We start from the raw sequence: 20,811 nt of genomic DNA on the forward strand, positions 1-20,811 counted from the left end.
TTCGCTCAGGGGAGATCAAGGGCTCGCGGGCCCCCGGACGTCACCCCTCGCGCATAGCATCGAAGCCAGGAACCCAGAGAAAAGAGGTAGGGACGATGGCTGTGCGGGAGATATTCGCGGGGATGCCGTGGTGGGTGAAGTGGGTCGCGGTGCCCGTCATCGCCCTTGTGCTGTTCGGCGGCCTGATCGCGAGCGTGATCGGCTTTGTGATCGGACTGCTCTTCAAGGTCCTGCTGTTCGCCGCACTTGTCGGTGGACTCGTCTTTGTCGTACGGAAGTTCATGTCGTCCTCCAGCTCGCGCAGCGACTGGTAGTGACCAAGAGGACATATCCGGACGGGCGTTAGCCCGGCCGGGAGGACACCCCGCGCGGCGGGCGCTGCGGCTTCTGGAGGCTGCGGGCTCCCATCGGGACGGAGTCCCCGCGAGGCAGCTCGCGCGCGAGGCGGGCCCTCCGCTTCCTGTCGTCGCCGTCACCGACACCCCATGTACCCCTGCAGTCGAGGTGTGGGACGTGCTCAGCTCCCTGACGCTCTCTATCAGTATCTGAAAACTCACTCCTTGTGATCTTCGAGCGCGTACTGGACGATTACGTCAAGAGGGCCATGGGGATCTTTCCTGGCCTTTTTGACGAGCTTCCGTTCACTGCTTCATCCACTGCGGGGTACATGATGCGCGAGTCGGTCCAGGCCGAGGTCCTCATGAGTTTCCTTGTCTCCGAGGAACTCTCCTTCCGGATCCCGGTGGAGATCCGGTACGAGACGAAGGATCCGTTCGCCGTGCGGATGACCTTTCACCTGCCCGGAGATGCGCCTGTGACCTGGACCTTCGGTCGGGAGTTGCTGGTGGACGGCATCAACGGTCCGAGCGGGGACGGCGATGTGCACATCGCGCCGACGCGTCCCGGGAAGCTGTCCGATGTGGCCATCCGGCTTCAGGTCGGCTGCGACCGGGCGCTGTTCCGGGTGAGTGCTGCGCCGCTCGTGGCCTTCCTCGACCGCACGGACAAGCTGGTGCCGCTGGGGCAGGAGCGTACGGTCGTCGACTTCGAGTGCAATCTCGACGAGGCCCTCGGGCGCATTCTCGCGGAGGAGAACGCCGGCTGAGCGGCGCCGGGGCATCTACGGCTTGTGCCCGCTACCTCTTACGGCGGCGGCCACTGCCGCCACGCATCGCAGCCCGGCCCGTCGCCGGGAGAGGACCCGGCCGGTCGGCGGAGACCACCAGCGCCGCCAGCGCGGTGGTCACGGGCACCGAGGCGACCAGGCCGATCGAACCGATCAGGGTCCGTACGATCTCCTCTGCCACCAACTCGCTGCTGGCCACCGTCCCCACACTGCTCTGGGCGATCGAGAAGAGCAGCAGGAGCGGCAATGCGGCGCCCGCGTAAGCCAGTACGAGCGTGTTGACGACGGACGCGATGTGGTCCCGGCCGATGCGGATACCGGCCCGGTAGAGCGCCCGCCGGCCCATGTCCGGGTCCGCCTGATGCAGTTCCCACACCGCCGAGGTCTGGGTCACCGTCACATCGTCGAGCACTCCGAGCGAGCCGATGATGACGCTCGCCAGCAGCAGACCGCTCAAGTCGATGTTCGGAAACAGGCCGTGGATCAGGCCGGTGCTGTCGTCGGTGTTGCCGCTGAGACTCGCCCAGCCGATGAACAGCGAGCCCAGCAGCCCGATCACCAGCAGCGAGATCAGGGTGCCGATCACCGCGACCGACGTGCGCGCGCTCAGTCCGTGGCACAGGTAGAGCGCGATCAGCATGATCGCGCTCGCTCCGACCACCGCGACGATCAGTGGATTGGAGCCCTGCAGGATCGCGGGCAGGATGAACAGGGTCAGTACGGCGAAGGAAGCAGCGAGCGCGATCAGCGCCATCACACCGCGCATCCGCCCCACCAGCACCACCACGAGCGCAAAGATCCCGGCCAGCAGCGCCAACGGGAACTCGCGGTCCACGTCGGTCACGGAGTACTGAAGATCACGGGGCGCGTCGGGGGCGTACGCCACCACCACACCCTGGCCCTCGCTCAACTGACGGGTCGCGTCCGGCTGGACGATCTCGACGAAGGTGCGGCCCTTGTCCTTGCCGGTGGTGACCTTGACCGTCGCCTTCTTGCACGTGCCCTGCTGGGCGTTGACCGCCTCACGTCCCTCGGGTGTGGAGGTGTCGCCGGTCGGCGGGACCTGTGCGGCGTTCACGTCCTTGCAGTCGACCTTGTCGACCCGAACAACCTTGCCCTGCTCGGTCTGCCGGTCGAAGCCGACACCGGTGCGCTCATGGCCGGGAGCGCCGCCCGGCCAGAGCACGACGAGGCCCACGACGACGGCCGTGGCGAAAGGAATCAGCACCGCGGCGATGACCTTGCGGAGGTGCTGCGAGACGGGTGCGGCGGGCCCATGGCTGTGCGAGTGGCCATGGGGCTCGGGCGTCTGCGGCGGGGGTGTCGGCGATGAGGTCACCGACCGATCATCGCAAGAACGACGGGGCCCACTGTTCAGCACGCCAGAAATGACGCTAGCGTGGTGGCACCTTTGCACACGCGGGAGCTCGGAGCACCGGGCTGAGAGGGCGCTGAAATCCGTACGAACTGTACGGAAGCGGCTGCGCCGACCGCCGAACCTGTTACCGGGTAATGCCGGCGTAGGGAGTAGGTCACGATGACCGTTCAGGATGCACGCACGCCTGCCTCGAATCAGCCCGAGGCCGGGAAGTCCATCGGCTGGCACAAGGGATACGTCGAGGGCTCGCGTCCCGACCTCCGGGTGCCGGTCCGCCAGGTGCACCTCACCAACGGCAAGGACGTGACGCTGTACGACACGTCCGGCCCGTACACCGATCCGAACGTCGAGACCGACGTCCGCCGCGGGCTTGCGCCGCTGCGGGAGAACTGGATCATCGGCCGCGGCGACACCGAGGAGTACGCGGGCCGCCCCGTCCGCCCCGAGGACGACGGGATCAAGCACACCTCGCCGAGGGGCGGTCTGCGCAACCTCGACGCGGTCTTCCCCGGCCGCCCGCGCCAGCCCCGGCGGGGACGCGACGGGCAGGCGGTGACGCAGCTCGCGTACGCCCGCCGTGGCGAGATCACGCCGGAGATGGAGTACGTCGCGATCCGCGAGAACGTCTCCCCCGAGGTCGTACGCGAGGAGATCGCCGCAGGTCGCGCGGTTCTTCCCGCCAACGTCAACCACCCGGAGATCGAGCCGATGATCATCGGCAAGCGGTTCCTGGTGAAGGTCAACGCCAACATCGGCAACTCCGCGGTCACTTCCTCCATCGAGGAGGAGGTCGAGAAGATGACCTGGGCGACGCGCTGGGGCGCGGACACGGTCATGGACCTCTCCACCGGCCGCAACATCCACACCACCCGTGAGTGGGTGCTGCGCAATTCTCCCGTGCCGATCGGCACCGTGCCGCTCTACCAGGCGCTCGAGAAGGTCGACGGCAAGGCCGAGGAACTGACCTGGGAGATCTACAAGGACACGGTCATCGAGCAGGCCGAGCAGGGCGTCGACTACATGACGGTCCACGCGGGTGTCCGGCTGCCGTACGTCCCGCTGACCGCCAACCGCAAGACCGGCATCGTCTCGCGCGGCGGCTCGATCATGGCGGCCTGGTGTCTCGCGCACCACAAGGAGTCGTTCCTGTACGAGAACTTCGAGGAGCTCTGCGAGATCCTCGCCGCGTACGACGTGACGTACTCCCTCGGCGACGGTCTGCGACCCGGCTCGATCGCGGACGCCAACGACGAAGCGCAGTTCGCTGAGTTGCGCACGCTCGGGGAACTGAACTCGATCGCGAAGCGTTTCCATGTGCAGACGATGATCGAAGGACCTGGTCACGTCCCGATGCACAAGATCAAGGAGAACATCGACCTCCAGCAGGAGATCTGCGAGGAGGCCCCCTTCTATACGCTCGGCCCGCTCACCACGGACGTGGCCCCCGCGTATGACCACATCACCTCCGGCATCGGGGCGGCGATGATCGCCTGGTGGGGCACGGCGATGCTCTGCTACGTCACGCCCAAGGAGCACCTGGGCCTGCCGAACCGTGACGACGTCAAGACGGGCGTCATCACCTACAAGATCGCTGCCCATGCGGCCGACCTCGCCAAGGGGCACCCGGGCGCCCAGGAGTGGGACGACGCGCTGTCCGACGCCCGGTTCGAGTTCCGGTGGGAGGACCAGTTCAATCTGGCCCTCGACCCGGACACGGCACGGGAGTTCCACGACGAGACGCTCCCGGCAGAACCGGCGAAGACGGCGCACTTCTGCTCGATGTGCGGTCCGAAGTTCTGCAGTATGAAGATCTCGCAGGACATCCGGCGCCGGCACGGTGGCTCGAAGCAGGAGATCGAGGAGGGTATGGCGGAGAAGTCGAAGGAGTTCGCCGCCGCGGGCAATCGCGTCTATCTGCCGATCGCGGAGTGATGCCCCGCCGCTGGGTCGTGTCGCCCGAGCACCGGCCGGGGGTCACTCCGGCTGGTGCTCGGGGCCGCCGAAGTCCGGGCTGGTGAAGTCCGGGCTGGTGAAGGTGGGGCGCTGGCCCGACGTCGAGCCCTCGCTCGGGCTGGAGTAGTCCGGGCCGCTGTAGCCGACCTTCGGGATACGGCTCACATGGCGCGGCGGGGCCGCGGAGGTCGGGTCGGCGCTGGGGTCGGCGAGCGCTGCTCGCAGGAAGGGCAGGAGACCGCGCTCCAGCAGGGCGTGCCGCCAGGCCTCTTTGGCCCGGGACACCTCGTCGGGTAGTTCGCCCGTCGACTCCTCGGCCGGCAGTTGGGTCGCGCCATTGCGCAACGCGGTCAGCAGCAGCCCTATCGCGGCGACCAGAATGGCGGCCGCTGTGAGGGCCGCGAAGAACCAGCCCGCCGCGACCATGGTCGCGGCGAAGGAGGGCGTGGGGCTGAGCATCTTCAGGATGTAGCCGACCAGCAGGAAGATCAGTGCGGCTGTCCCCGCGAGCACCGGGGCCAGCACGGCTATGACGGCGGCGAACCCGGCGCCGTTCTGGGAGGCCCCGTCCGCCGCGGAGGCCGGCACGGAGATCCGCGTGGAAGCGGCGGCCGCGGGGGAACGCATCTCCTCGCGGACCTTTGTGTAGTGCTCGTACTCGGCAGCGGCGGCGGTGGTGATCAGTGCCGTCGCGTTCAGGGCCATCGTGCGCAGCTGTTCGGCGTTCAGGCGCTGCCCCACGGCAGCGAGGTCCGGACGGTCATGGGCGTTGCGCAGCGCGTCGTCGAGGATGCGCTCGTACTCGGCGCGGTCCTCGGTCAGCAGGTGCGGAGCGCTGTTCATGTGCATCCCCCGATGCTCCGTAGGGCCGGGTTGCCCGCATGGATCGGGCGGTTGGGCAGAAACGGAGGAGAGCCTGCTACGGATAAGCCGATGGTAGAGCGGTTACGGCACGGGGTGACAGGGGCTTTCCGTAAATCGCCTGCAGGGCTCTGCTCAATTGGACAGAGGAAGTTGGACGACAAGCAGCTTTCCGGCCATGGTCACGCCGCCGTCCATGGCGATCGCGAGCCCGTCCGCGTATACGTGCGGGCCTTCGACAACCGGACGTGCTCCGTCCTCGCCGTCCTCGGTGCCCACCTCGCCCAGCAGATACGGAATGGGGCTGTGGCCGTGCACGACGCGGTTGCCGCCATAGGCCGAAAGCAGTTCGCGTACGGCCTGCGGTCCCGCGTCGTCACGGAAGGCGAAGCGCTTGGTGAATTTGCGGAACAGGTCCCAGCACTCGTCGGCGTCATTGCGCGTGAGGATCGCGTGCACCGTGTCATTGACGTCTTCGATGCTGGAGCCGTACTCCAGATACGCGGTGGTGTCGGAGTGCATCAGCAGATGCTCGTCCTCCTCGATCACCGCGTCGAGGCGCGCCATCCACTGCAGATGGACGTCCTGGAGCCGGTCCATGTCGGACTTCTGACCGCCGTTGAGCAGCCAGGCGGCCTGGAAGGTGGCGGTGCCGGCGCCGGAGTTGACCGGGGTGTCGCCGAAGCGCTTGGCGCCGAGGAGCAGCAGTTCGTGATTGCCCATCAGGGCCTTGCAGTAGCCGCCGGCGGCCGCAGCCTCGGCGGAGAGCCGCATGACGAGGTCGATGACGCCGATCCCGTCGGGACCGCGGTCGGTGAAGTCGCCGAGGAACCAGAGGCGGGCATGGCCCGCCGCCCATTGGCCTTCGGCGTCGATGAGGCCCTGTTCGGTGAGGGCGGCGACGAGTTCGTCGAGATAGCCATGGACATCGCCGACGACATAGAGCGGGCCGAGGCCTTCGGGCGCGGGCGCCTCGTCGGGCGCGATCTGCACCTGGACGGTGTCGCCGGGACCGCCGGCGCTGATCACCGGGAGGTCGCGCGCGGTGGGGGTGTAGCCGTCCGGGGTTTCGCCCTCGGGGACCGCGTTGCCGGGATGGCTCGACTGAGGTGACTGTTGTGACTGCACGGGCACCTGCGCATACGGCGGCACACGGAAATCGCGCAATGTCGCCGTCCGCACCACGGGTCCTTGACCGGCCCCCTGAGTCATCGACCCCTCCACCACCGTCGCGCCGCCGTTCACCTCTCGGCCCAGCCTGGTCGGGGTGGTCCGCGGTGTCGTGCGCCCATCATAGGAATGAGCTCCGCGCTGTGTGACGCACCAGGGGTGGTGAATCCGTCAGCATCCCTGGTGCGCCGGTTGTTTCATCCCGATTTATCAGGTCTAGTCCGGTGAAGGTGATCGCGGGGCGCTCACGGTCGTTCGCGGAGGGCGGCGCTGCGAGGACGTCCGCACGATCAGTTCGGTGGGTATCACCTGTTCAACCGGCCGGTCTTCGTTGATGCCTTCGATGGCGTCGATGAGGAGCTGGACGACCGCTGTGCCGATCCTGCGCGGTTTGAGCGAGAGCGTGGTGATGGGCGGTTCGGTGGTGGCGTACACGGTCGATTCGCTGCAGCAGACGAGCAGCAGATCCTCGGGGACGCGCAGGCCGTACCGCCGGGCGGCGGCCAGCAGATCGGTGCCGTTGGGGTCGAAGAGCCCGTAGACCGCGTCGGGTCTGTCGGGGCGGGCGAGCAGCCGGTCGGCTGCGACTGCGCCAGCGCACGGGTCGTGGGCGGGGTAGGACTCGTAGACCGGATCCTGGCCCACGCGCTCGCACCAGTTCAGATAGGCGGTGGTGGACAGGCGGGTGTAGGTGTCGGTGGTGGTGCCGGTGAGCAGGCCGATCCGGCGGGCGCCCGCGTCGGCGAGATGGTCGAGCAGATCGAGTACGGCGGCTTCGTGGTCGTTGTCGACCCAGGCGGTGACCGGAAGGGTTCCGGCCGGCCGGCCGTCCGAGACGACGGGCAGGCCCTGGCGGACGAGTTCGGTGACGACCGGATCATGGTCGGAGGGGTCGATGACGACGGTGCCGTCGAGGGCGACGTTCGACCAGACGTCGTGGCGTGAGGTTGCGGGCAGGATGACAAGGGCGTAGCCGCGGGCGAGCGCGGCCGAGGTTGCGGCTCTCGCCATTTCGGCGAAGTACGCGAATTCGGTGAAGGTGAAAGGTTCATCCCCGTACGTCGTCACCGTCAGGCCGATGAGGCCTGATTTTCCGGTACGGAGGGTTCGGGCCGCCGCGGAAGGGCGGTAGCCCAGCCGGTCGGCGACTTCGCGGACATGTTGGCGGGTGGCGTCCGGGAGCCGGCCCTTGCCGTTGAGCGCGTCTGAGACAGTCGTGATCGAGACACCGGCCGCGGCGGCCACGTCTCGGATGCCCGCCCGACTCTGCCGGCTGCTCCGGCGGGATGTCTCCGTCCGGCTCACCTGGTGCTTCCCTGCTGCTGTCATGGCGAGCCGATAGTAGGGCTCGCGTGGGTGGTTGAGCCGGTCGCATATGCACGCGTTGACAGGCACGTTTCTGCATGATCATTGACGCCCAACTACCTTGGAAGTCAAGGAAGTTGGGGGGTACGCCCAGGGCGTCTCGGGTGCCGGGTCGCGCAGGCCTGTCGAATGGTCGATGTTTCGAAGAGGTCTCAACTCACCACTACGGGTGATGCGCGCCACGGCGTGAGCTACCGGCGCGCGCCGCGGAGGTGAGCGCTCCCCCTTTCCTGGCCACGGCCATTCGCAGTGGCCGGGAATCCTCATAAGGTGAGCAGTATTCGAACCTGCCCAAGGTGCGAGAAAGCTACGAGAAGGCACGAGGAGGACCTGCGGTGAGCGAGACGAGCCCCAAGCTGCGCGCTGAGCTGGACGGCATCCCCACCTACAAGCCGGGCAAGCCCGCGGCTGCCGGCGGCCCGGTCGCGTACAAGCTGTCGTCCAACGAGAACCCCTATCCGCCGCTGCCGGGTGTGATCGAGAGCGCGATCGCCGCGGCGCACGGGTTCAACCGCTACCCGGACATGGCCTGCACCGGCCTGATGAACGAACTGGCGGACCGCTTCGCCGTGCCAGTGACGCATCTGGCCACCGGCACCGGCTCGGTCGGCGTCGCGCAGTCCTTGCTGCAGTCCACCTCGGGCCCGGGGGACGAGGTCATCTATGCCTGGCGGTCCTTCGAGGCGTACCCGATCATCACCCAGATCAGCGGAGCGAAGTCGGTGCAGGTGCCGCTGACCGCCGGTGAGGTGCACGATCTGGACGCGATGGCCGACGCGATCACCGACAGGACCCGGCTGATCTTCGTCTGCAATCCCAACAACCCGACCGGCACGGTGGTGCGCAGGGCCGAGCTGGAACGGTTCCTCGACCGGGTGCCTTCGGACGTCCTGGTGGTGCTGGACGAGGCGTACCGCGAGTTCATCCGCGATGCCGAGGTCCCGGACGGCATCGAGATCTACCGCAACCGCCCCAATGTGGCGGTGCTGCGCACCTTCTCCAAGGCGTACGGCCTGGCGGGACTGCGGGTCGGCTTCGCGATCGCCCATGAGCCGGTGGCCGCGGCGCTGCGCAAGACCGCGGTGCCGTTCGGTGTCTCGCAGCTCGCGCAGGACGCGGCGGTCGCCTCGCTGCGTGCCGAGGACGAGCTGCTCGGCCGGGTCGGCTCGCTGGTCTGCGAGCGCGCGCGGGTCTACGACGGTCTGGTCCAGCAGGGCTGGACGGTGCCGGAGACCCAGGCGAACTTCGTCTGGCTGCGGCTGGGCGAGCGCACGCTCGACTTCGCGGCGGCGTGTGAGAAGGCCGGTGTCGTGGTCCGGCCCTTCGCGGGTGAGGGCGTGCGGGTCACGATCGGGGAGACCGAGGCCAACGACCTCTTCCTGCACACCACCCAGGCGTTCCGCAAGGAGCTCTAGGGGGACGCCCTCGAGCCTGGCAAGATCAGCCGGACGGGGCCTAAGCCGCCTCGGCCCGTTCGACGCGGACCGGGTCGCCGGAGCGGACCGTCGCCAGCAGGCGGGGGTCGCCGTCGATCCGGCCGAGGACATTGCACGGGCTCGCGAGGCGGCATTCTTTCTCGGACTCCGAGATCGGGGTGGGGCCGAAGGGCAGCGCGAGCGCGTTGCCCTCGGTCCAGAACGCGACCGTGCCCGGCTCGACCACCTGTCGTGCGTCCGCCTCCAGGGCGGGGGAGACGGTCGTTTCGAAATAGACCTCGTCGCCCCAGGTCAGGGCGGTGGACGTGAGCGGCAGAGCCCCTGCGAGCGCCTTGCTCGTAGGGGTTTCGTCGAGGGTTGCGGTCAGGTGCCCGGCGGGCCATGAGATACGTATCTGCATGCGCCGAATTCAACAAGATGTTGAGCTTTCGGGGAAGGGGTACCCCGCCCGACGGTATGGATTTCGCATGAGCCATAATTGCTTGTGAATGTGAACGCGTTCACAAGCTCGCCCTGATTGTCCCGAGATCGATGGGATTGGAGGGGCAAGCTGCCGATCACTACGGCGATGTAAGGAGAAGACGACGTGGACCTGGCTCTGGCGCCCGAGACTCTGGCGCGATGGCAGTTCGGCATCACCACCGTCTACCACTTCCTCTTCGTTCCTCTGACGATCTCGCTCGCCGCGCTCACCGCCGGCCTGGAGACGGCATGGGTGCGGACACAGAACGAGAAGTACCTCAAGGCCACGAAGTTCTGGGGCAAGCTCTTCCTGATCAACATCGCCATGGGTGTCGTCACCGGCATCGTCCAGGAGTTCCAGTTCGGCATGAACTGGTCCGACTACTCGCGCTTCGTCGGTGACATCTTCGGCGCCCCGCTCGCCTTCGAGGCGCTGATCGCGTTCTTCTTCGAGTCCACCTTCATCGGACTGTGGATCTTCGGCTGGGACAAGCTGCCGAAGAAGATCCACCTGGCCTGCATCTGGATGGTGTCGATCGGCACCATCCTCTCCGCGTACTTCATCCTGGCCGCCAACTCCTGGATGCAGCACCCCGTCGGCTACCGCATCAACAAGGAGCGCGGGCGGGCCGAACTCACCGACTTCTGGCACGTACTCACCCAGAACACCGCGCTCACCCAGTTCTTCCACACCATCACGGCCGCCTTCCTCGTCGGTGGCGCCTTCATGGTCGGCATCGCCGCCTTCCATCTGGCGCGCAAGAAGCACATCCCCGTGATGCGGAGCTCGCTGCGGCTCGGGCTGGTCACCATCGTCGTCGCCGGACTGCTCACCGCTGTCAGCGGCGATCTGCTCGGCAAGGTCATGTTCAAGCAGCAGCCGATGAAGATGGCCGCAGCCGAGGCGCTGTGGGACGGCGAGGCGCCCGCGCCCTTCTCGGTCTTCGCCTACGGCGACGTCGAAAAGGGCCACAACAAGGTCGCCATAGAGATCCCGGGACTGCTGTCCTTCCTGGCCAACGACGACTTCACCTCGTTCGTCCCCGGCATCAACGACGTCAACAAGTCCGAGCAGGAGAAGTTCGGGCCCGGTGACTACCGGCCCAATATCCCCGTCGCCTACTGGGGCTTCCGCTGGATGATCGGCTTCGGCATGGCGTCCCTCACCATCGGCCTGATCGGGCTCTGGCTCACCCGCAAGAAGTTCATGCTGTCGGCGAGCCTGCGGACGGGCGAGGACGAAGTGCCCCATCTGGTCCTCTTCAAGAGCAAGGCGCTGAACCCCCTGCTCACCAAGTGGTACTGGATCATCGCCCTGTGGACGATGGCCTTCCCCCTGATCGCCAGCTCCTGGGGCTGGATCTTCACCGAGATGGGGCGGCAGCCCTGGGTCGTGTACGGCGTACTGCGCACCCGTGACGCGGTCTCCCCCGGTGTCTCGCAGGGCGAGGTGCTCACCTCGATGCTCGTCTTCACCCTGCTCTACGCGGTGCTCGCCGTCATCGAGGTCAAGCTGCTCGTCAAGTACGTCAAGGCCGGACCGCCCGAGCTCACCGAGGCCGACCTCAACCCGCCCACCAAGATCGGCGGCGACGACCGTGACGCCGACCGGCCGATGGCCTTCTCGTACTGAGGCCCTGAGGAGCTGCTGAGGCATGGAACTTCACGACGTCTGGTTCGTACTCATCGCCGTCCTGTGGATCGGCTACTTCTTCCTGGAGGGCTTCGACTTCGGGGTCGGCGTCCTCACCAAAATGCTCGCCAGGAACCGGACCGAGCGGCGAGTCCTGATCAACACCATCGGGCCCGTCTGGGACGGCAACGAGGTGTGGCTGCTGACCGCCGGCGGTGCGACCTTCGCCGCCTTCCCCGATTGGTACGCCACCCTCTTCTCGGGCTTCTATCTGCCGCTGCTGCTCATCCTGGTCTGCCTGATCCTGCGCGGAGTCGCCTTCGAGTACCGGCACAAGAGGGAGGAGGAGCGCTGGCAGACCAACTGGGAGCATGCGATCTTCTGGACGTCGCTGTTGCCCGCCCTGCTGTGGGGCGTCGCCTTCGGCAACATCGTGCGCGGCGTGAAGATCGACGGACAGAAGGAGTACGTCGGTACCTTCTTCGATCTGCTCAACCCGTACGCGATTCTGGGCGGGCTCGTCACGCTGACCCTGTTCACCTTCCACGGCGCCGTGTTCGCCGCGCTGAAGACGGTGGGCGACATCCGGGTACGGGCGCGTGTCCTGGCCCTGAAGCTGGGGCTGCTCACCGCCGCCCTGGCGCTCGGCTTCCTGACCTGGACCCAGGCCTCGCACGGCGACGGCAAGAGTCTGGTCGCGGTGGTGGTCGCGGTGGTGGCGCTCGTCGGCGCGATTGTGGCCATCAAGGCGGGGCGCGAAGGCTGGTCGTTCGCGCTCTCCGGCGTCACGATCACGGCCGCCGTCGCGATGCTGTTCCTCACGCTCTTTCCGAACGTCATGCCGTCCACGCTCAATGAGGAGTGGAGCCTGACGGTCACCAATGCCTCGTCGAGTCCGTACACCTTGAAGATCATGACCTGGTGCGCAGGCATCGCCACTCCGCTGGTGCTGCTCTACCAGGGCTGGACGTACTGGGTCTTCCGCAAGCGGATCGGTACGCAGCACATCGTCGATGCCCACTAGTGGGGGATGTTTCACGTGAAACCGATCGACCCGCGTCTGCTCCGGTACGCCCGGGCCACCCGCCGATTCCTGATCGCGGTGGTGCTCCTCGGACTTGTCGGGGCGGCGCTGGTCGTCGCCCAGGCGATGCTGATTGCCGACGTGGTGGTGGGGGCCTTCCAGAAGGGGCTCTCCACCGCCGGTCTCGGGACACCGCTGATCCTGCTCGCCGCGGTCGCCATCGGCAGGGCGGTCGTCTCCTGGCTGACCGAACTGGCCGCGCACCGGGCGAGCGCGGCGGTCAAGTCGGAGCTACGGGGGCGGTTGCTCGAGCGGGCCGCTGAGCTGGGGCCGGGCTGGCTGAGCGGGCAGCGCACCGGGTCGCTGGTCGCGCTCGCCACGCGTGGAGTCGACGCGCTCGACGACTACTTCTCGCGCTATCTCCCGCAGTTGGGGCTCGCGGTCGTGGTGCCGGTGGCGGTGCTGGCGCGGATTGTGACCGAGGACTGGGTCTCGGCGGCGGTCATCGTGGTGACGCTGCCGTTGATCCCGGTGTTCATGGTCCTCATCGGCTGGGCCACCCAGGCCCGGATGGACCGTCAGTGGCGGCTGCTGTCCCGGCTGTCGGGGCACTTTCTCGATGTGGTCGCCGGTCTGCCCACTCTGAAGGTCTTCGGACGGGCGAAGGCGCAGGCCGAGTCGATCCGTTCCATCACGGCGGAGTACCGGCGGGCCACGTTGCGGACGTTGCGGATCGCGTTCCTCTCGTCCTTCGCGCTGGAGCTGCTGTCGACTCTTTCGGTGGCGCTGGTCGCCGTCGGCATCGGGATGCGGCTCGTGCACGGGGATCTGGATCTGTATACGGGTCTGGTGATCCTCATCCTCGCGCCCGAGGCGTATCTGCCGATCCGGCAGGTCGGGGCGCAGTACCACGCGGCGGCGGAGGGGCTTTCGGCCGCGGAGGAGATCTTCCAGGTTCTGGAAAGGGAGCCGCGGGCGGGCGGTACCGGGGAGACTCCGGGCAGCCTGCGGCTGGAGTTGGACAGGGTGACCGTCCGCCATGCGGGGCGCAGCGAGGCGTCGTTGGACCGGGCGTCACTGGTGGTCGAGCCCGGGGAGACGGTCGCGCTGGTCGGGCCGAGCGGCGGCGGGAAGTCGACGCTGCTGAATGTGCTGCTGGGGTTCGTGGAGCCCGCGGCGGGGCACGTGCGGGTCGGGGGCATGGACCTTTCCGCCCTGGACATGGAGCGGTGGCGGGAGCGGATCGCGTGGGTGCCGCAGCGGCCGTATCTCTTCGCGGGAACGGTCGCGGAGAACGTGCGGCTTGCGCGGCCGGATGCCGATGAGGCGGCGGTGCAGGAAGCGCTGCGGCAGGCGGGGGCACACGACTTCGTGGCGGAACTCCCCCAGGGCGTGGACACGCCGCTCGGCGAGGACGGGGCCGGTCTCTCGGCCGGTCAGCGGCAACGGCTCGCGCTGGCCAGGGCGTTCCTCGCGGATCGGCCGCTGCTGCTGCTCGACGAGCCGACGGCGGCGCTGGACGGCGAGACCGAGGCAGGCATCGTCGACGCGGTACGGCGGCTGGCCTCCGGTCGGACGGTGCTTCTGGTCGTCCACCGGCCGGCGCTTCTCGCGGTGGCCGACCGAGTGGTGGAGGTGGGGGGCTCGCGGGGCTCTTTTGTGGTGCCGGGCCCGTCGGCTTCGCCGGAAGGTGCCGTTGACAGTGTGGTCCGTCCCTCCGTGCTGGGGCCCGCGGCGGCTGCGCCGTACGGTGTCGGACAGCTCTCCGGGCGTGGCCCTGCCGGGAGCGATACGCCCGGCTTCGCGCCGTCCGGAACCGCTGGGCTCGCGCGGGTGCGGGGGATGGCCGGGGAGCTGCGGGGGCGGTTCGGGCTCGCGTTGCTTCTGGGGAGCCTCGCGCTGGGATCCGCCGTAGGGCTCATGGCCGTCTCGGGGTGGCTGATCTCGCGGGCCTCGGAGCAGCCTCCGGTCCTCTATCTGATGGTGGCCGTGACGGCGACCCGGGCCTTCGGTATCGGGCGGGCCGTCTTCCGCTACGCCGAGCGCCTCGTGTCGCACGACGCCGTGCTGCGGATGCTCGCCGAGCTGAGGGTCGCCGTCTACCGCAGGCTGGAACGCATCGCGCCCGCCGGGCTGCGGCAGACCCGGCGCGGGGATCTGCTGTCCCGGCTCGTCGCCGATGTGGACGCGCTGCAGGACTACTGGCTGCGCTGGCTGTTGCCCGCGGGCGTGGCCGTCGTCGTGGGTGCGGGATCGGTCGGATTCACCGCATGGCTGCTGCCCGAGGCCGGGGCCGTGCTTGCCGTCGGACTGCTCCTCGCAGGTGTTGCCGTACCGCTGGTCAGCGGGACCTTCGCCCGGCGGGCAGAGCGGCAACTCGCCCCCGCACGCGGGTCATTGGCTACCCATGTCGTTGATCTGCTCGGCGGGAGCGCCGAGTTGACGGTCGCCGGAGCCCTGAAGGGACGGATCGAGCGGACGCGGGCGACCGACACGCGGCTGACGCGGATCGCCTCGCGCGGCGCCGCGGCCACCGCGCTCGGTGGCGGGCTCTCCGCCCTGGCCTGCGGGTTGACCGTTGTGTGCGCCGCGTTCGCCGGCGTGCAGGCGGTGCGGGACGGACGGCTCGACGGGGTGTCCCTCGCCGTCGTGGTGCTCACCCCCCTCGCAGCCTTCGAGGCCGTCACCTCACTGCCGCTGGCCGTCCAGTACCGGCAGCGGGTCAAGCGCAGTGCCGAGCGCGTCCACGAGGTACTGGACGCGCCTCTTCCCGTACACGAGCCGGAGCTCACTGCCACCCCGCCCGCAACGGCGTTCCCGCTCGAACTGCGGGGACTGAGTGCCCGGTACGCAGGTCAGGAGCGGGACGCGCTCGACGGCTTCGATCTCACCCTGACCGCGGGCAGGCGCATCGCCGTGGTCGGCACATCGGGCTCGGGCAAGACCACCCTCGCGCAGGTGCTGCTCCGCTTCCTGGACGCCAGGGAGGGGGCGTACACGCTCGGCGGTGTGGAGGCGGCCGCGCTCGACGGGGACGCGGTCCGGCGGTTCGTCGGGCTGTGCGCGCAGGACGCCCACCTCTTCGACAGCTCCGTACGGGAGAACCTGAGGCTTGCGCGGACGCAGGCGACGGAGGACGAACTCCGGCAGGCGCTGGACAGGGCCCGGCTGCTGGAGTGGGTCGACGCGCTCCCCGACGGTCTCGACACCCTCGTCGGCGAGCACGGTGCGCAGCTCTCCGGCGGCCAGCGGCAGCGGCTGGCCCTGGCGCGTGCGCTCCTGGCCGACTTCCCGGTGCTCGTGCTCGACGAGCCTGCCGAGCATCTCGACCTGGCGACGGCGGACGCGCTGACGGCGGATCTGCTGACGGCGACCGAGGGCCGGACGACCCTGCTGATCACGCACCGGCTGCAGGGTCTCGACGCCGTGGACGAGGTCGTCGTCCTGGAGGCGGGACGTACGGTGCAGCGCGGCTCGTACGCGGAACTCGCCGCGGCCGATGGCCCCCTGCGCAGGATGCTGGAGCGTGAACGAGCCGCTGACCTGCTCTCCGCCCGGATCGGAGAGGCCGCGCAACCGGCTTTCTTCACGAAATAGGACTAATTGCTGGGCCGGTCGGGCGTACGACACCTCACGGGTACCGGGAATCGTCCCGGCGCCGGGTGACGATCCGGGAATGTGCCTGAGACACCGCGACCGGCTGCTGCTCGTCCCGGTGCTGCTGTGCGCGCTCATCGGTACGGCTGTGGCCCCGGCCACGGCGTCCGACGGGCCGAGCGCCAGTGCCGAGGTGGCGCGGCTGTACGAGGACGCTGCCAAGGCCACCGCGACGTACGAACAGGGCAGGCGCGCGGCCGACGCACAGCGCACCGCCGCGGGCCTGCTGCAGGAGCGCCTGAACCGGCAGCGGCTCGAATTCGCCGCGATCCACGACGCGGTGGGCGGTGTGGCGCGCGCCCAGTACCGCACCGGCGGCCCGCTCGCGCTCACCGCCGGGATGCTGCTCGCCAGAAACCCCGATGAGCTGATGCGCGGACAGCGGCTGGCATGGCAGGCGGAGAGGGCCGTGAACCAGCTGATCGGCCGGGCCCGGGCGGCCGAGCGGCGGCTCTCCGTCGCCGAGGCGCGGGCCAGGTCGGCCTGGCGCGAACTCGACGTACGCAAGGAGAAGCTCGCCGCGATCAAGCAGGGCATCGAGACAAAGCTGGAGGCCGCGCAGTGGACGCTCCAGGCGGAGGCGGACGAAAGCGTCGCGGCGGGCAAGTGCGCGGGTGCCGTAGATCTCAAAGAGACCGGGGGCGCGCCGCCGCCGGGCACCGAGTGGGTGACGCCGGTGGAGCACTACGAGCTGTCGGCCGGATTCGACAGTGCCGGTGAGCACTGGGCACACCGGCACACCGGACAGGATTTCGCGGTGGGCATCGGGACCCCGGTGCGCTCGGTCGGGGCGGGGCGCGTGCTCTCGGTCTCCTGCGGCGGCGCCTTCGGGATCCAGATGGTGGTGCAGCACCCGGGCGGCTACTACACGCAGTACGCGCATCTGGCGGCGGTCACCGTCGATCAGGGCGAGCAGGTGCGGACCGGGCAGTGGATCGGGCAGACGGGCACGACGGGGAACTCGACGGGGCCGCACCTGCATTTCGAGGTGCGGCTCACGCCATATCTGGGGTCCGGGGTGGATCCGGCGGTCTGGCTGCGCGAGCACGGGGTCCCGCTCTAGTGGCTGTCGTTGCCCTCGCTGTGCTCATTGCCTTCGTAGCCCTTGCCGTGCTTGTCGTGCTCCAGGCGGCGGGCGAGTATCTGCTCGATGACGACCGCGACGCCGTCCTCGTTGTTGGCGACGGTCCGCCCGGACGCCGCGGCTATCACGTCCGGATGAGCGTTGCCCATCGCGTACGAGGTTCCCGCCCAGGTCAGCATCTCCACGTCGTTGGGCATGTCACCGAAGGCGACGACCTCGTCGGCGGAGATCCCGCGCTCGGCGCAGCAGAGTGCCAGCGTGCTTGCCTTGCTCACACCCAGGCCGCTGATCTCCAGCAGCGCGGTCTGGCTGGAGCGGGTGAAGGACGCGAGCTCGCCGGCCGCAGTACGGGCCAGTGCGAGGAAACCGTCGGGCGTCAGCTCGGGGTGATGGGCGAGCAGCTTGATCACCGGGGCTGCGGAGCCGGGCCCCTCGTCGCGGAGCAGCTTCTCGGCGACCGCCACGGTGGCGCCCGGGTCGACATGGAACGGCGGATAGTCCGGCTCGTAGTGGATGCCGGTGGTCGTCTCGACCGCGAAAGATGTCCCGGGAGCGGCATCGCGCAGCGTGCGTACGACATCGAGGGCCGTATCCCGCTCCAGGGGGCGGACCTCGATCACCTTCCCGCCGGCGTGCAGATCCACGACCGCGGCGCCGTTCGCGCAGATCGCCAGACCGTGGCCGTGGACGTGGTCGCTGACGACGTCCATCCAGCGGGCAGGGCGGCCGGTGACGAAGAAGACCTCTATCCCGGCCTCCTCGGCGGAGGCGAGTGCGGCGATGGTGCGGTCCGAGACGGACTTGTCGTCACGAAGCAGAGTGCCGTCGAGATCGGTGGCGATCAGCCGGGGGGCAGCGGGCAGGGCGCGGGGATCGGTAGCTGAGGTCACAGATCCATTCTCCCGTACGCCGGCGCACGGGTGTGCGGGCGGGCGCACATGTGAGAGTGCACGGGCCGCTTCTGAGCCACGTAACCTCGAAGCATGCGTTTGAGTACCGTGATCCTTCCTGTCCGTCCCTGGCACCAGGGTGGCCGCGACGAGTGGACCCGAGCCGAGCAGCTCGGTTTCAACACCGCGTACACCTACGACCACCTTTCGTGGCGTACCTTCCGCGACGGCCCGTGGTACGGCGCGGTCCCGACGCTGACCGCGGCGGCCGCCGCCACCGAGCGGCTGCGACTGGGCACCCTGGTCACCTCGCCGAACTTCCGGCATCCGGTCCCCCTCGCCAAGGAGCTGATCTCACTCGACGACATCTCCGGCGGCCGGATCACGCTCGGCATCGGCGCGGGCGGCACGGGCTTCGACGCGACGGTGCTGGGCCAGGAGGCCTGGACGCCTCGCGAACGGGCGGACCGCTTCGGTGAGTTCGTCCCCCTCCTCGACCGGCTGCTGACCGAGGACTCCGTGACGTACGAGGGGACCTTCTACTCGGCGGTGGAGGCCCGCAACATCCGCGGGTGTGTACAGCGGCCGCGGCTGCCCTTCGCGGTCGCCGCCACCGGGCCGCGCGGGCTGAAGCTTGCGGCGAAGCACGGGCAGGCATGGGTGACCACGGGTGACCCGAAGCTGTTCGAGACGGGCACGCCCGAGCAGTCCGTCGAGGCGATCCGCGGGCAGGTCGAGAAGCTCGGCAAGGCGTGCGCCGACATCGGGCGGGACGTGGCCGAGCTGGACAAGATCATGCTCACCGGCTTCACACCGGAACCGGGCAAGGTGCTGGAGTCCCTCGACGCCTTTGTGGACTTCGCGGGCAAGCACTTCGAGCTCGGCTTCACGGAGATCGTGATCCACGCACCGATCCCGGACTCGGACTTCGCCGCCGACCAGGCGGTCTTCGAGCAGATCGCGACCGAGGGCCTCGCCCAGCTGCGCCGCTGAGTGCGCCGCTTCCCCGCCGCGCTTCCCCGTCCCGCTTATGCGCCGGGGAAGCGCAGAAATTCCGGCGGTACGGCGTCGGCCAGCCAGACGCCGTTGGCGCTGACGCGGAAGAGGTGGCCCGCCCGGTGCATCGCTCCGGCGTCCACGGACAGGACGACGGGTCGGCCTCGGCGGGCGCCCACGCGGGTCGCGGTCTCGCGGTCGGGCGAGAGATGGACGTGGTGGCGCTTCATGGGGCGCAGGCCTTCGGCGCGGATCGCGTCCAGGCTGCGGGCGACGGTGCCGTGGTAGAGATACGCGGGCGGCTCGGCGGTGGGAAGGTCCAGGTCGACCTCAGGGCATGGCGTGGCCACTGGCCGGCAGCGGATGCACGCTTGCTCGTCGATCGCCGAAGCGCCCCAATCGGTGCGGCGTGCGACGACGCGTCGAGCTCGGCGCGGGTGAACCGGAAGCCGTGCGCCGCCGCGGCGCGCATCAGCTCCTCGACCGCCACCCAGCCGTTCTCGTCGAGGGTGATGCCGATCCGTTCCGGCTGGTGCCGCAGATGCTTCGAGAGATACTTCGACACCTTGACGGTGCGTCTTTCGTCGGTCGCGCCGGTCGTGTCTGACTCGTCGGGTCTTTCGTTCATCCCGTCAGCGTGCCTCGCGTCGCGTCCCGGTGCCACCGAAAAAAATCGCTCTACAGGTTTGATCCACAGCCAACTGTAGTTATCCACAAGGGAATTGACGCTTCTGTGGACAACGGCGCCCCGTTTCAAGCTCTTTGATCAAATTGCTGGGAATTATTGGCTTTTGAGGCAAGAGCGTCCAATGTCCGGGCCTGCACCTCCCGTTCGGTCGCTGCCGCGATGAACGCCGCCGCGTGCACCTGCCCAACCAGGCCGTGCACCGCCCGCATTGTCTCCGGCGGCAGGGACACCGAACGCGGCTCACTGTCCGCCGGCGGTGGTCCCTCCGCACCCAGATGGTGCTGAAGATGACGGGTGGCGAACGTCCGCATGGCCCGGGCCAGTTCGGCGTCCACCGTCTGCTGCGCGAGCGGCCGCAGCCGCCGCACCATCGACGCCGCTTCGGCCGCATCGGCCTCGGTCGGCGGACGATGGCCGAGATAACGGGCGAAGACATGCTCGGTGGTGAACTCCAGGAAACGGGAGGCGATGTGCTCGACCTGTCCGCGAAGTTCCCGCAGATGACCGGAGATCGCGGGCAGTGGTACGCCAGCCGCGTGCAACTCCGCTGCCACCGCCAGCTCTTGGGGGCTTGGTACGAGGAATTCGTCGTCCCGTCCCGGGATCCGCTCCAGCACCCCGAGCTCCACCGCTTCCGCGACGGCCTCCTCGTCCGGCCTTCCGCCGAATTTCTCGTCCAGCTCGGTACGGGTGATCCTGGCCGCCTCCTCGTCGGTCCACGGACCCTGCACCTCAGCGACCAGACCCAGCACCCCTCCGAGCCCCCGCCCGGCGTCCCAGGCCTCGAGCAGTTCCTTGATCGAAGCCAGCGTGTAGCCGCGGTCGAGCAGATCGGCGATCTGCCGCAGCCGAGCGAGGTGCGACGAGCCGTACACATTGGCACGGCCGCGGCGCTCCGGCTTCGGCAGCAGTCCGCGGTCCTGGTAGGCGCGGATCGTACGGACGGTGGCGCCGCTGTGGTGCGACAGATCCTCGATCCGGTACTCGGCCACTGACTGGGCCACTGGCTGCTCGGACAAGCCCGCCCCCTTGAGGACAGATCGAAATGACAGATCGGATGACAGGTCGAGGAGAGCCGATGAGCGGCT

16 protein-coding genes, 1 pseudogene and 1 riboswitch are annotated in these 20,811 nt (G+C 68.7%); of the genes and pseudogenes, 9 read left to right on the forward strand and 8 right to left on the reverse strand.

Annotation, left to right across the window (positions count from 1 at the left end):
• Positions 1-101: 101 nt before the first annotated feature.
• Positions 102-314 (forward strand): DUF5326 family protein, encoded by a 213-nt coding sequence (locus OOK40_RS14225; RefSeq protein ID WP_266481709.1) that lies wholly within the window; start codon positions 102-104, stop codon positions 312-314.
• Positions 315-670: 356 nt separating this feature from the next.
• Complete coding sequence (locus OOK40_RS14230; RefSeq protein WP_266481716.1) at positions 671-1,105, forward strand: SsgA family sporulation/cell division regulator; 435 nt, start codon at positions 671-673, stop codon at positions 1,103-1,105.
• A 31-nt stretch (positions 1,106-1,136) separates the two neighbouring features.
• Here OOK40_RS14230 and OOK40_RS14235 read toward each other — a convergent pair whose 3' ends face one another.
• Complete coding sequence (locus OOK40_RS14235; RefSeq protein ID WP_266480678.1) at positions 1,137-2,465, reverse strand: YibE/F family protein; 1,329 nt, start codon at positions 2,463-2,465, stop codon at positions 1,137-1,139.
• 70 nt (positions 2,466-2,535) lie between these two features.
• Positions 2,536-2,670, forward strand: a riboswitch (TPP riboswitch).
• On the opposite strand from OOK40_RS14235, the gene thiC reads away from it, so the two are divergent.
• Complete coding sequence (gene thiC, locus OOK40_RS14240) at positions 2,664-4,436, forward strand: phosphomethylpyrimidine synthase ThiC (protein WP_266480680.1); 1,773 nt, start codon at positions 2,664-2,666, stop codon at positions 4,434-4,436. (Overlaps the previous riboswitch by 7 nt.)
• Positions 4,437-4,478: 42 nt before the next feature.
• Here the strand turns inward: thiC and OOK40_RS14245 are convergent, their stop codons facing one another.
• The 3 genes from OOK40_RS14245 to OOK40_RS14255 all read right to left on the reverse strand — a co-directional run bounded on the left by OOK40_RS14245 (position 4,479) and on the right by OOK40_RS14255 (position 7,817).
• Positions 4,479-5,306, reverse strand: a complete 828-nt coding sequence (locus OOK40_RS14245) for a hypothetical protein (protein ID WP_266480682.1) — start codon at positions 5,304-5,306, stop codon at positions 4,479-4,481.
• Between the two features lie 147 nt (positions 5,307-5,453).
• A complete protein-coding gene (locus tag OOK40_RS14250) occupies positions 5,454-6,530 on the reverse strand; it encodes a metallophosphoesterase (RefSeq protein WP_323136062.1) in 1,077 nt (358 codons plus the stop codon).
• Between the two features lie 174 nt (positions 6,531-6,704).
• Positions 6,705-7,817 (reverse strand): LacI family DNA-binding transcriptional regulator, encoded by a 1,113-nt coding sequence (locus OOK40_RS14255; protein WP_266480684.1) that lies wholly within the window; start codon positions 7,815-7,817, stop codon positions 6,705-6,707.
• A gap of 371 nt (positions 7,818-8,188) precedes the next feature.
• Between OOK40_RS14255 and hisC the strand changes: the two genes are divergently transcribed.
• Entirely contained in the window at positions 8,189-9,268 is a 1,080-nt protein-coding gene (gene hisC, locus OOK40_RS14260; RefSeq protein ID WP_266480687.1) for a histidinol-phosphate transaminase, read from the forward strand.
• Between the two features lie 40 nt (positions 9,269-9,308).
• Here hisC and OOK40_RS14265 read toward each other — a convergent pair whose 3' ends face one another.
• A complete protein-coding gene (locus tag OOK40_RS14265) occupies positions 9,309-9,689 on the reverse strand; it encodes a cyclophilin-like fold protein (RefSeq protein ID WP_266480689.1) in 381 nt (126 codons plus the stop codon).
• A gap of 186 nt (positions 9,690-9,875) precedes the next feature.
• Between OOK40_RS14265 and OOK40_RS14270 the strand changes: the two genes are divergently transcribed.
• The 4 genes from OOK40_RS14270 (at position 9,876) to OOK40_RS14285 (ending at position 17,128) form a co-directional block, all read left to right on the forward strand.
• On the forward strand, positions 9,876-11,384 hold the full coding sequence (locus OOK40_RS14270) for a cytochrome ubiquinol oxidase subunit I (RefSeq protein ID WP_266480691.1): 1,509 nt from the start codon (positions 9,876-9,878) through the stop codon (positions 11,382-11,384).
• Between the two features lie 22 nt (positions 11,385-11,406).
• Positions 11,407-12,408: a cytochrome d ubiquinol oxidase subunit II gene (gene cydB, locus OOK40_RS14275; RefSeq protein WP_266480693.1), complete on the forward strand. Its 1,002-nt coding sequence runs from the start codon at positions 11,407-11,409 to the stop codon at positions 12,406-12,408.
• A 15-nt stretch (positions 12,409-12,423) separates the two neighbouring features.
• Entirely contained in the window at positions 12,424-16,005 is a 3,582-nt protein-coding gene (gene cydD / locus OOK40_RS14280; protein WP_266480697.1) for a thiol reductant ABC exporter subunit CydD, read from the forward strand.
• A gap of 79 nt (positions 16,006-16,084) precedes the next feature.
• On the forward strand, positions 16,085-17,128 hold the full coding sequence (locus OOK40_RS14285; protein ID WP_266480703.1) for a M23 family metallopeptidase: 1,044 nt from the start codon (positions 16,085-16,087) through the stop codon (positions 17,126-17,128).
• On the opposite strand, the gene OOK40_RS14290 is transcribed toward OOK40_RS14285, so the two are convergent.
• Positions 17,125-18,039: a Cof-type HAD-IIB family hydrolase gene (locus OOK40_RS14290; protein WP_266480706.1), complete on the reverse strand. Its 915-nt coding sequence runs from the start codon at positions 18,037-18,039 to the stop codon at positions 17,125-17,127. The two genes, OOK40_RS14285 and OOK40_RS14290, sit on opposite strands and share 4 nt — an antisense overlap.
• A 93-nt stretch (positions 18,040-18,132) precedes the next feature.
• Between OOK40_RS14290 and OOK40_RS14295 the strand changes: the two genes are divergently transcribed.
• The gene (locus OOK40_RS14295) at positions 18,133-19,032 is read left to right on the forward strand and encodes an LLM class flavin-dependent oxidoreductase (protein WP_266480708.1); all 900 of its coding nucleotides are present in this window, start codon (positions 18,133-18,135) and stop codon (positions 19,030-19,032) included.
• Positions 19,033-19,067: 35 nt separating this feature from the next.
• Here OOK40_RS14295 and OOK40_RS14300 read toward each other — a convergent pair.
• Together OOK40_RS14300 and OOK40_RS14305 are read right to left on the reverse strand one after the other, a co-directional pair.
• Positions 19,068-19,663 (reverse strand): annotated as a pseudogene (locus OOK40_RS14300) (RNA 2'-phosphotransferase).
• Positions 19,664-19,788: 125 nt separating this feature from the next.
• Positions 19,789-20,742, reverse strand: coding sequence for a MerR family transcriptional regulator (locus tag OOK40_RS14305; protein ID WP_266480710.1), 954 nt, complete (start codon positions 20,740-20,742; stop codon positions 19,789-19,791).
• Positions 20,743-20,811 lie beyond the last annotated feature (69 nt).

The organism is Streptomyces sp. NBC_01481, assembly GCF_026339995.1.
Lineage (GTDB): Bacteria > Actinomycetota > Actinomycetes > Streptomycetales > Streptomycetaceae > Streptomyces.